Source organism: Streptomyces sp. E11-3 (genome assembly GCF_046540415.1).
In the GTDB taxonomy this organism is placed as follows: Bacteria; Actinomycetota; Actinomycetes; order Streptomycetales; family Streptomycetaceae; genus Streptomyces.
Genome location: NZ_JAZGRL010000001.1, coordinates 3425893 through 3436467, shown reverse-complemented (window position 1 = coordinate 3436467; position 10575 = coordinate 3425893). Strand labels below are relative to the sequence as shown.

The following is a 10575-nucleotide window of genomic DNA, read 5'->3' as shown; positions in this document are numbered from 1 at the left end:
CTGGGGTTGGGGTTGGGGTTGGGGCTCGGGCGTTGGCTCAGGCTCAGGCTCGGGCTGCCCCCTGTCCCCCACGTCCACCTCTGCATCCAGCAACTCCGCCGCATGCCGCCCCAGTTGCTCCAGCAGCTCACCCGGCAGCCACGGCCCGTTCGGTCCCGACCGGGTGCGGGCGACGGCCTCGTCGAGAGAGGGGCGGGCGGCCGGGTCCTTGGCCAGGCACGCGCGTACGAGTCCGAGCAGTCCGGCCGGGACCCCCGCCAGATCCGGCTCACCCTCCGCGACCCGGAACAACTGCGCGTGCGGCCCGCTGTCGAAGCTCCCGAACGGGGGCCGTCCGGTCGACGCGTACGCCAGGACCGAGCCGAGGCAGAACACGTCGCTCGCCGGGGTCAGTTCATCCCCGCGCACCTGCTCGGGGGACATGAAGCCGGGCGAGCCGATCACGATGCCGGTGCGGGTGAGCCCGCCGGTGGCGATGTCCAGGGCGCGGGCGATGCCGAAGTCGATGAGGCGCGGGCCGTCGATCGTGATGAGCACGTTCGACGGCTTGAGGTCGCGGTGAATGAGACCGGCCCCGTGTACGGCGGTCAGCGCGAGGGCGAGCCGGTTGGCCAGGACGCGTACGGAGTCCTCGGGCAGGGCGCCGAAGTCCCGGGCCACGACGGTGTACAGGGACGGTCCCGGGATGTAGCGGGTCGCCACCCAGGGCAGCTCGGCGTCGGTCTCCGCGTCCAGTACGGCCGCGGTCCACTGGCCGCCGACCCGCCGCGCGGAGTCGACCTCACGCGCGAAGCGCTGCCGGAACTCGGGTTGCCCGGCGAGTTCGGCCCGTACGACCTTGAGCGCGACGGTCCGCCCGCCCTCGGACCGCGCCAGATAGACCCGTCCCATACCGCCGGACCCGAGGCGCGCGAGGAGCCGGTAGGGGCCGAGCCGGAGTGGGTCTTCACCCGTGAGTGGCTCCATGAGGTCCCCCGGTCGTCCCCTGAGCATCCCCTGAACTGGGCTTCACTCGCCAAGTTAAGGGCACGGCGGGCCGGCGGTAAGAGAAACGACCGAACGGTGTCTACGACGTCTGTCTGTGGTAGGTCAGCGGCACACCGCCACTGCCCACCAGCTCCCGTACGAGCGTTCCGCCGTCCCTCAGCCGCAGCCGACTGACCGGCCCCGGCTTGCAGCTGTCCGGGCTGCCCTGGACCACACGCGAAGGGCTGAACATGAGCGCGTCCCCGACGGACCGGAGCGACGCCTCCCAGCGGCAGTCGTGGTTCGGACCGCGTCCCGTGAGGTCCATGACGGTGTCACCCGTACCACCCTGAAGGATGGTCAACACCCGTGTGTTGGTACCCCCTTGCGCCTGAAAACTGGCCCGCCACTCACCGAGGAACTCGTCAGGGATCTCCCCCGCGGCCGAGGGTGCGCTGTCCGACTCAGCGGGCTCTGCGGGCTCAGCGGGCTCGGCGGCCTGAGAGGGCTCGGCGGTCTCGGGAGGCGCACCAGGCTCGGCGGACTCGGCGGACTCGCTCGGCGTGGCCGTGGACGGAACACCCTCGCCCTTCATCACCGCGTACACCGAGCCCCCCGCCCCCAGCGCGACGACGACCGCCACGGCGATCAGCATGGCGGACATCCGCCCGCTCCGCCGAGGCGGCGGGACGCTCCCGTAGACGAGGGTGGGCGGCACGTACGGGGGCGGCGGCGGAGGCGGCGGCGCGGCCACGGTCGGACGCGACTCGCGGGGTGTCTCCCGCGGTGTCTCACTGGACGACTCGCGGGGCGACTCGCGGGGCGACTCGCGAGGCGTCTCCTCCCGCGCCCCCTCCTCCGGATGCTCCCCCTCCTCCGGAAGCTCCGCCTCCAGCAACTGGACCGCATGACGTCCCAGTTGGGCGACGAGCGTGCCCGGAAGCCACGGTTCGCGGGTGCGCCCGTCGGGCAGCGTGGCGTCCGCGCCCGCACGGGCCAGGATCTCGGTCAGCGAGGGGCGGGCGGCCGGATTCTTGGCCAGACAGGCGGCCACCAGGTCCTGCAGGCTTTCGGGGAGTCGCGTGAGGTCGGGCGGCTCCTGGGCGATGCGGAAGAGCTGTGCGTGGACGCCGCTGCCTTCCGTGCCGAACGGGAGCGCGCCCGTACCCGCATACGCCAGGACGGCGCCCAGGCAGAAGACGTCACAGGCCGGGGTGATGCGGTCGCCGCGTATCTGCTCGGGGGCCATGAAGCCGGGCGAGCCCACCAGCGCGCCGGTGTGGGTGAGGCCGTCGGCCGTCGAGGTCTCCAGGGCGCGGGCGATGCCGAAGTCGATGACCCGGAAGCCGTCGATCGTGAGCAGGATGTTCGACGGCTTGAGGTCGCGGTGGACCAGGCCCGCCGCGTGGATGTCCACCAGCGCCCGGACCAGCCCCGTGGCGAGCGTGCGTACCGAGCGCTCGGGCAGCGGCCCGTAGTCCCGCGCGACGACGGCTTGCAGGGACGGGCCCGCGACATAGCCGGTCGCCACCCAGGGGACCTCGGCCTCGGTGTCCGCGTCGAGTACCGGCGCCGTCCACGCGCCGCCCACCCGCCGCGCCGCCGCGACCTCCTGCCGGAAGCGCTCCCGGAACTCGTCCCGCCCGGCGAGTTCGGTCCGTACGACCTTGAGCGCGACGGTCCGCCCGCGTTCCGAACGGGCCAGATACACCTGCCCCATGCCGCCCGCGCCGAGTCGGCCCAGCAGGCGGTACGCGCCGATGGCCGGCGGGTCCCCAGGGCTCAGCTTCTCCATTGGCGGTGTCCCTCCCCCGTACAACCCCAACGGGATTGAGGATAGTGCGGGGGAGTGCGGGGCTCCTCTACGGTTCGGTAACGGCCGCCGCGGCTGCGGTACCTGGCTTGTCGCCCGGCTTGTCGTCCGGCTCGGCGCCAGGCCTGCCGCCCGGCTCGGCGCCAGGCCTGCCGCCCGGCTCGCCGCCAGGCTTGCCGTCCGGCTCTGCGCCTGGCTTGTCGCCCGACCCGGCGCCAGGCCTGCCGTCCGGCTCGGCGCCCGGCTCCGTCACCGACTCCAGCGCCTGCGACAGACGCTCCAGCACCCGTACCGTCTCCGCGAACTCCTCCGCCCCGAGCTCGGCCGCCAGCCGCCGCGCGAGCTCCGCGTGGCCGGGTTCGATCCGGGCGATCGCCGCGCGGCCCTCGTCCGTGGGGGTGAGGAGTTTGGCGCGGCGGTGCGCCGGGTTCGGGACGTACGCCGCGAGCTCCTTGCCGACCAGCAGATCGGCGATCCGCTGCACGCTCTGCCGGGTGATGCCCATCGCGCGGGCGATCCCCGCGACGGTCAGCGGCTCCCGCAGCACCGCGCCGAGCACCTGCCACCACGCCGCGGTCAGCCCCGCCGGCTGAGCCAGCTTCTCGGACACGGCCAGGAACTGGCCGTTCAGCCGGAAGACGCCGAGCGCCGTCCGGCTGAGGGCCTCACTCTCCCTCACTGCGACTCCTGCTGAGCCGACTCCTGTTGCGCTGCCGCGAGGATCTCGTACGCCGCCGCGTCCGAGTCGTGGAACAGCCGGTACCAGGCGTCCAGCACCTCACCCTCGTACACCCCGAGCCGCGCCAGGATCTCGCGGGCGAACGCCACCGGCTCGGTCGCGCCCGCCGTGATCAGATCGCCGTCCGTCACCGCGTCGGCTTCGACGTATTGCTCGCCGCCCTTGTACCCGGTGGCCGCCAGGTAGAAGGACACGTTGCTGGTGTGCGGCCGGTCGTCGAGCAGCCCCTCGCGGGCAAGACCGGCGGTCGCGCCGCAGATCGCGGCGACCGGGACGCCCGCGTCCAGGAAGGCGCGGGCCCGCTGGGTGAAGGGGGCCAGCTCGTCGCCGCTGTCCCACAGCTCGGCGCCGGTCAGGAGCAGCAGGGCGGCGTCTTCGGCGCGTACGTCGTCGAGCGTGAGGTCGGGCTGGATGCGCAGCCCGCCGATGGTGGTGATCGGGTCGAGCGTCAGGCCCACGGTACGGATCTCGTAGCCGTTGCGGGCGAGCTCGGCCATGGCGTGCCCGGACTCCCAGTCGGCGTAGGTGTTGTAGAGGGCTACGTACGCGGTCTTGCGGTGGCTGTCGTTCATGACTCTCGCCTCACTGCCTCTCACTGCCTATCTGATGTAAGCATGCTGTCAAATAGACAGCATGCTGTCAATAGATTTCCATAGACGGGGTTTCCGTGGACGTCGACACACTGTCGTCGGCGGACCCGCTACCGCAGACAGGGCGCCGATGTTTTGTCCGCATCTCGGACGCTTACGCTCGGCACATGACCCCTCATCGCGTTCCCGCCGACCCCGCGAAGGGCGCGGCCGTCAAGGCCGCCGACCGCGCGCATGTCTTCCACTCCTGGTCCGCCCAGGAACTGATCGATCCGCTCGCCGTGGCCGGTGCCGAGGGCGTGCACTTCTGGGACTACGACGGCAACCGCTACCTCGACTTCACCAGCGGCCTCGTCTACACCAACATCGGCTACCAGCACCCCAAGGTCGTCGCCGCGGTGCAGGAGCAGGCCGCGAAGATGACGACCTTCGCGCCCGCCTTCGCCATCGACGTACGCTCCGAGGCCGCACGCCTCGTCGCCGAGCGGACCCCTGGCGACCTGGACAAGATCTTCTTCACCAACGGCGGCGCCGAGGCCGTCGAGAACGCCGCGCGGATGGCCCGCCTGCACACCGGCCGCCCCAAGATCCTCAGCGCCTTCCGCTCGTACCACGGGGCGACCTCGACGGCGATCAACCTGACCGGCGACCCGCGCCGCTGGGCCTCCGACACCGCCACATCGGGTGTCGTACGTTTCTGGGCGCCCTTCCTCTACCGTTCGGCGTTCTACGCGACCACCGAGGCCGAGGAGTGCGAGCGCGCGCTGGCCCACCTTGAGGACACCATCGCCTTCGAGGGCCCGGCCTCGATCGCCGCGATCATCCTGGAGACGGTGCCGGGCACGGCCGGGATCATGGTCCCGCCGGCGGGCTATCTGGCCGGGGTGCGGGAGATCTGCGACCGGTACGGGATCGTCTTCATCCTGGACGAGGTGATGTCGGGCTTCGGGCGCACCGGTGAGTGGTTCGCCGCCGACCACGCCGACGTCGTACCCGACCTCCTCACCTTCGCCAAGGGCGTCAACTCCGGATACGTCCCGCTGGGCGGCGTGGCGATCTCGCCCGCCATCGCGGAGACCTTCGCCAGGAGGCCGTACCCCGGTGGGCTCACCTACTCGGGGCACCCGCTGGCCTGCGCGGCCGCGGTCGCCACGATCAACGTCATGGAGGAGGAGGGCGTCGTCGCGCACGCCGCGCGCCTGGGCACCGACGTGTTCGGCCCCGCCCTGCGGGAGATCGCCGCCCGCCACCCGTCCGTGGGCGAGGTGCGCGGCCTCGGCGCGTTCTGGGCCCTGGACCTCGTACGGAACCAGGAGACCCGCGAGCCCCTGGTCCCGTACAACGCGACGGGCGAGGCCAACGCCCCCATGGCGGCCTTCGCGGCGGCCTGCAAGTCGACCGGCCTGTGGCCCTTCGTCAACATGAACCGCACCCACGTGGTCCCGGCCTGCAACATCACCGCGGAGGAGGCCAAGGAGGGCCTGACCCTCCTGGACGAGGCCCTGTCGGTGGCGGACGAGCACGTCGCCTGAATTCAGCCCGTCCGGCGATTGAGGCCTTTCGGGAAGGGGCGGGGTGGGGGCTAAATCCCTGACCCGCACCCAACCCGCGGCCCCCGCCCCCACNCGGCCCCCTCGGCTCCTCGCAGACCCTGCTGCGGGAGCTGGAGTACGTGGCCCCCTCGATCGGCATCGACCCGGCCAACCCCCCAGCGGCACCTCACCCGCCCTCCGGCCCCACATCCCTGGAAGAACCGGCCGCCGCGCCCCCCTACGACGACAACCCCTTCGCCCGCGAACGCCATGTCTGGCTGGGCCTGCACGCGGCGGCCACCCGCAGCCTGGCCCAGGGCTCGATGCTCGTCTTCAGCTGAGACCCGGCTGCCCCGGCGCCGCGCCTCAGTCCACGAACTCCTTGAGGGCTTCGGTCTCCAGGGTGATGTTCACCGGGGCAGGAATCTCGACGACCGCCCCGAACGCTCGGGTCACCTGGCTCCGATAGCGGCCACCCTCCGGGTCAGTGAAGACGGTGACGGAGTAGTCGTCCCGGTCGATGAGGAGGTAGACCGGGATCTCGGCAGCCGCGTAGCCGTCCGGCTTCTCGACGCGGTCGCGCTGGGTGGTGTCGGAGTCGAATGACGTGATCTCCACGGCCATGAGCACCTCACTGGTCTCCGCCCACTCCGCCTTGCCCTTGAGGCTGCCCTTCGGGACCAGGACTCCGTCCGCACGGGCACGTCCCTTGCGGTACGCCTCGGTCCGCAGCCCTCGCTCGGGGTGAAGCCTCAGATCGGGGCGCTGCTGCATGCACTGCTCCAGCAGCCACATGGAGATCTCGCTGTGGTTGCCGTCCGGCATGGGCTTGACCGTGACCTTTCCGTTGATGAACTCGAGCCGCACGGTTTCGGGCGCGCGCCGCTCCAGCTCCTCGAACTCCTCGACGGACATCTGGGGCTGAGCGTGGGCGGGGGTCCTGGCGGTCATGGCAACGCCTCCTCCCCTCCATCCTGCCCTGACCGGTGCGTCCCGCACGTCTTGCACGCTCATACGCGCTTCCTCGGCTTGAGCCCCGAGGCGATGCGCTCGCGCGCGTCCCGGAAGTGGTAGTGCAGGTGGTCCTCGACCGGGTAGGCGCGGAAGGTGTCGGGCACCGGGCCACCGGTGCGGCGCTCGTACTTCTCCCGCAGCATGCGGCCTGAGGTCACCCCGAGGTACGCGACGTCCTCCACGACCGCCACGTCGTCGTTCAGCTCCTGGTGGCAGTCGTCGCACAGGCCGTCGGTCAGCTTGGTGGTGGTCTCGGGCTCCTGGCACATCCCGCAGAGCATCACCACCTTGGTGACCCGCCCCCGCTGTGGAGGCATGCTGTCGACGTTGACGAACTCGACGACGTCATCGTCGTTGGCAGTCGGCTTGGGGGGCATTCTGGCCTCCAGTCGTTTACGGGCGAGAGCGCCCGGATGGTGGATACGGTCCGGCAGCTGGGCCGTGAGGGCACGGACGAGATCCGGCAGGGTCGAGCCACGGGCCAGCCACTCGGCCGCGAGCGGTTCGAGGTTGCGGCAGTCGGCCTCGGTGAGGGCCATACGGCGGTCGGCGCGGCGGAGTTGAGCGAGCGCGAGGTAGGCGGGGCTGGGTTCGGGTTCGGACTCATGCCCGGGTTCGGCCTCGGGCTCGGGTTCGGGCTCGGGTTCGGCCTCGGGCTCGGATTCCCACTCCGGTTCCGGCGTCGGCAGGTGGATGAGCCCCGGCATGTGGTCGCTGGTCACGTCCACGCCGTGGCGCTCACGGGCGTACTCGGCCCACCAGGCCTTGGACTTGGGCACCCGGCACCAGTACGTCCTGGTCACCCAGCGCATCGAGCCGTCCGCGATGGTGATGTGTTCCTTGATCCAGCGCAGGTGTCCGGCCAGGGCCAGCCGCCCCAGTGACGTACGGACGGCCTGCTGGCCGTAGCGGGGGTGCTCGGCGGCGATGACCTTGTGCCCCATCGCGGAGCCGCCCGGCAGGTGGTCGATGAAGACGGCGATCTCGGCGTCCCGCTGGCACAGATGCGCGAAATCCGCTTCGAGGGCCGGGTCTTCGTCACCCGCGAGGCGCTTCCCGTAGCCCATTTTGGCCATGGGGTGGTCCGGGGACGGCAGGACAGGACTAGGCTGGGGACAAGCCACGATCGACCTCTATTCGATCCGTCAGGCTAGGCCTCGGTCCCGGTGTTGGCGCACCGGCCGAGGCCGTCTTATGCCGCGAAGCTAGAGCGACTTTACGCTCCGGCGCAAGCCGATCACGCAAAGTCACCCTTGCGGGTGACGCGCCCCAACCCGCTGTCAAAGAGGGGCGGTTGGAAGGTTTTTCGTCCCGTGATTAAAGAAACCAACCGCAGTAGAGGGCTCGGGTCCCGAAGCCCGAAGCCCGGGGCTCAAGCCCCGGGCTGAACTGCGGAAACGAACGCCGCCCAGGCATCGGCGGGGACGTTCAGCTCAGGGCTCGCGGGCAGCAGCTTGGAGTCCCGGATGTGAACGGTGGAGGGACAGGCGGCGACTTCGAGGCAGGCGTCCCCTTCAGAGTCGCTGTAACTGGACTTGAACCACTTCCGCTCATCCGTCATAGCTTCTCCGCCGTCTGCTCGATGAATCGGGCCGACTCCTCGGTTCCGAGGGCCTCCATGCGGATCATGCTAAGACGCTCAGTGTGTGAACTGACTACCTCTGGTTCAAGAGTCAGTTGGCTCACCGACTGCCCTGTTGAGTAGGCGAATCGCTCTCGGTCGCCCGTCTCCAGCAGAACCATCGGGCCGATGAGAGCGGTAGAGGTCGCCCTGGCATACGGCAAGACCTGAATCGAGATGTGGGGGCGCTGCCCCATCTCCAGTAGGCGGAGCATCTGTTCGCTGTCTACGTGTGGGCCGTGCAGAACGGCTTCGTAGACGATGAAGCTGCACGCCACCAGTGGCTTTCGGTCCAGGAGCTCTTGACGCTCCATCCGTGCCGCGATTCGTTCCTCTGTGGTCTCTTCTTCCAGCGGCGGAAAGTGGTTGCTGATCAGCTTCTGTGCGTACGCCTGCGTCTGGAGCAGCCCAGGGATTAGTGTCACCTCGTACCACCACAAGCTAATCGCCTGCCGCTCATACGCCATGAAGTCCTGTGCCCGAGCTGGGAACTTCTCCAACCGCAGGTAGTCCTTGGCCGCACTCAGCAACCCCTCCGCATGGCACAACTCATCCGCCACATCCAGCACACGCGGCGTCGGCATCCGTACGCCCTGCTCCATCGCCTTGATGGTGTCGGGCGCGTAGTTCGCGGCCTCGCCCAACTCCTCTCGGCTGATGCCGGACTTGTTGCGCCACCGCTTCATCTGGTTGCCGCCGTAGCGCCAGGTGGGCGGCGACGCATGGGAGTTGGAGTTGTACTGAACGGACACAGCGCCCACCTCCGACCGGGACACGGCTGCGTGTATCCCCCGGGTCACTACCGAGCGTAGCCCGCTGACCGCCACCGTGTGACCATGGCAACAGAAACAACCCGACCCGACTGGGTCCCCCTCGCGGGACACCATCTCCGGCGCACCGGCGTGCACTTCGACGCGGTACGCGTCCAGGGCGTACGCGGCGAACAGGTGGCCGCAGACCTGATGAAGGCGGCGGACGGGGACGCGGGGCCCGTGATCTGTGAGGCCGCCGGGTTCCGGTGGATGTACTTCCTGCTGCCGCCCGGCACGACCGCCGCGTATCGCTGGCCGCTCGGCGTGCAGCGCTTCGGCCGTGCGCAGCGGACGGTGACGTACGTCGGTGTCCCGGCCCTGGAGGGCAACACCTGGCCGCTGGCCTGGCTCTCCGCGCCGACGCCGAGCGCGCCGTACGTCGTACCGGAGCTGCTGTGGGACGCCGTACACGGGCGGCTGGCCCATGGACGGGCCCACGGGCAGGCGTGAGGTCAGTCGGCCTTCGGCCCGTCGATGTAGGTGCCGTGCTCGTCGAAGGGCCAGGCGTTCGCGACGCAGCCGTGCAGTCCCTTGATCTGCTGCATCATCGCGGGTGCCAGGTGTCCCGGCCCGGCGCAGGTCAGATGGCCGTGCCCGAGGCGGTGGCCCACCTCGTGGTTGATGATCAGCGCGCGGTACTCGGAGAGCGGTCCGTCGAACTTCGGCGAGCCCAGCATCCAGCGCTTGAGGTTGACGACGACCGACGTGCCGACCCGGCAGTTGACCTCGCCGCCGGTGTCCAGGCCGTACTCCCCGCAGAGGCGGTCCACCGTGGCGGGGGTGGCGATCCTGACCCGGAAGTCGGTACGGCCGGAGGTGACCAGTTGGAAGGCGCGGGTGCCCTTGGCGGCCCAGCCGCGGGGGTCCGCGAGTACGGCGGCGACCTCGCGCGCGGCCTTGTCGGCGGACAGCCTGGTGCCGTCCTCGACCTCGACCTGGTAGCGCCAGATCCTGCCGCTTCCGGCCGTGGCGCCCGAGGCGGAGCCGGTGGTGAACGTGCCGCGCCCGGTGGCGGGGACCACGGGTGCGGACGAGGGCGAGCCTGCGGGCGAGGGAGCGGACCGGGGGCTGGACCGGGAACCGGGTTCAGCGCGGGGCTCGGGCGGTGACGGCTCCGCCGGTGTCGTCGCCGGGGCGGGGCGCAGCGGCGCCGGGGCCGTCAGCTGCTGCACTTCGGGGCCACGGTCCTGGGGCAGCAGCGCGACGGCACAGGCGCCGAAGCCGCCTATGGCGAGACTGGTCGCCAGGACGCGGCCGGGGTGTACGCGCGGCGTACGTCTTCGTCGCTCGCGGTGTGCTCTTGCGGACTGCGCGGTCTGCTTCGCGCCGGTCACGAAGCGGTGGTGGATGTGGATATGGACGTGGTCAAGACAAGGCCCCCCTCATCGAACAAAACTATCCCCCGAGTAAACAAATATCCCCGAGGGAGTCTATTGCCGCCAGAGGACCAGGGGGCAGGGGGCACGGGAGGGCCAGGGGACGGGCGGG

The 10575-nt window shown here is 70.5% G+C and carries 10 protein-coding genes and 2 pseudogenes; 3 read left to right on the top strand and 9 right to left on the bottom strand.

Annotated elements, in window-relative coordinates:
- The 4 genes and pseudogenes from U9R90_RS15735 to U9R90_RS15720 form a co-directional block, all read right to left on the bottom strand.
- On the bottom strand, nt 1-966 hold a 966-nt coding region (locus U9R90_RS15735; protein WP_411057061.1), incomplete at its 3' end, for a serine/threonine-protein kinase.
- A gap of 100 nt (nt 967-1066) precedes the next feature.
- A complete protein-coding gene (locus tag U9R90_RS15730; protein WP_411057060.1) occupies nt 1067-2761 on the bottom strand; it encodes a serine/threonine-protein kinase in 1695 nt (564 codons plus the stop codon).
- A gap of 247 nt (nt 2762-3008) precedes the next feature.
- Nucleotides 3009-3458, bottom strand: a pseudogene (locus U9R90_RS15725) (MarR family winged helix-turn-helix transcriptional regulator); the annotation flags it as partial.
- On the bottom strand, nt 3455-4090 hold the full coding sequence (locus tag U9R90_RS15720; RefSeq protein WP_411057059.1) for a type 1 glutamine amidotransferase family protein: 636 nt from the start codon (nt 4088-4090) through the stop codon (nt 3455-3457). The pseudogene U9R90_RS15725 and the gene U9R90_RS15720, both read right to left, overlap by 4 nt.
- A gap of 185 nt (nt 4091-4275) precedes the next feature.
- On the opposite strand from U9R90_RS15720, the gene U9R90_RS15715 reads away from it, so the two are divergent.
- Nucleotides 4276-5640 (top strand): aspartate aminotransferase family protein, encoded by a 1365-nt coding sequence (locus U9R90_RS15715; RefSeq protein ID WP_411057058.1) that lies wholly within the window; start codon nt 4276-4278, stop codon nt 5638-5640.
- Between the two features lie 95 nt (nt 5641-5735).
- Nucleotides 5736-5981 (top strand): annotated as a pseudogene (locus U9R90_RS15710) (hypothetical protein); the annotation flags it as partial.
- A 25-nt stretch (nt 5982-6006) separates the two neighbouring features.
- Here U9R90_RS15710 and U9R90_RS15705 read toward each other — a convergent pair.
- The 4 genes from U9R90_RS15705 to U9R90_RS15690 all read right to left on the bottom strand — a co-directional run bounded on the left by U9R90_RS15705 (nt 6007) and on the right by U9R90_RS15690 (nt 9027).
- The gene (locus U9R90_RS15705; RefSeq protein WP_411057057.1) at nt 6007-6591 is read right to left on the bottom strand and encodes a Uma2 family endonuclease; all 585 of its coding nucleotides are present in this window, start codon (nt 6589-6591) and stop codon (nt 6007-6009) included.
- A 59-nt stretch (nt 6592-6650) separates the two neighbouring features.
- Nucleotides 6651-7730 (bottom strand): hypothetical protein, encoded by a 1080-nt coding sequence (locus tag U9R90_RS15700; protein WP_411057056.1) that lies wholly within the window; start codon nt 7728-7730, stop codon nt 6651-6653.
- 296 nt (nt 7731-8026) lie between these two features.
- Nucleotides 8027-8215 (bottom strand): DUF397 domain-containing protein, encoded by a 189-nt coding sequence (locus tag U9R90_RS15695; protein WP_411057055.1) that lies wholly within the window; start codon nt 8213-8215, stop codon nt 8027-8029.
- The gene (locus tag U9R90_RS15690) at nt 8212-9027 is read right to left on the bottom strand and encodes a helix-turn-helix domain-containing protein (protein WP_411057054.1); all 816 of its coding nucleotides are present in this window, start codon (nt 9025-9027) and stop codon (nt 8212-8214) included. Before U9R90_RS15690 ends, U9R90_RS15695 begins: the two co-directional genes overlap by 4 nt.
- An 84-nt stretch (nt 9028-9111) precedes the next feature.
- Between U9R90_RS15690 and U9R90_RS15685 the strand changes: the two genes are divergently transcribed.
- Nucleotides 9112-9537 (top strand): hypothetical protein, encoded by a 426-nt coding sequence (locus tag U9R90_RS15685; protein ID WP_411057053.1) that lies wholly within the window; start codon nt 9112-9114, stop codon nt 9535-9537.
- A gap of 2 nt (nt 9538-9539) precedes the next feature.
- Here U9R90_RS15685 and U9R90_RS15680 read toward each other — a convergent pair whose 3' ends face one another.
- A complete protein-coding gene (locus tag U9R90_RS15680; RefSeq protein ID WP_411057052.1) occupies nt 9540-10421 on the bottom strand; it encodes a DUF3152 domain-containing protein in 882 nt (293 codons plus the stop codon).
- Nucleotides 10422-10575 lie beyond the last annotated feature (154 nt).

Coding starts and splice junctions, on each gene's coding strand:
- U9R90_RS15730 (WP_411057060.1), bottom strand. CDS start 2,761: ATGGAGAAGCTGAGCCCTGGGGACCCGCCGGCCATCGGCGCGTACCGC.
- U9R90_RS15720 (WP_411057059.1), bottom strand. CDS start 4,090: ATGAACGACAGCCACCGCAAGACCGCGTACGTAGCCCTCTACAACACC.
- U9R90_RS15715 (WP_411057058.1), top strand. CDS start 4,276: ATGACCCCTCATCGCGTTCCCGCCGACCCCGCGAAGGGCGCGGCCGTC.
- U9R90_RS15705 (WP_411057057.1), bottom strand. CDS start 6,591: ATGACCGCCAGGACCCCCGCCCACGCTCAGCCCCAGATGTCCGTCGAG.
- U9R90_RS15700 (WP_411057056.1), bottom strand. CDS start 7,730: ATGGCCAAAATGGGCTACGGGAAGCGCCTCGCGGGTGACGAAGACCCG.
- U9R90_RS15695 (WP_411057055.1), bottom strand. CDS start 8,215: ATGACGGATGAGCGGAAGTGGTTCAAGTCCAGTTACAGCGACTCTGAA.
- U9R90_RS15685 (WP_411057053.1), top strand. CDS start 9,112: ATGGCAACAGAAACAACCCGACCCGACTGGGTCCCCCTCGCGGGACAC.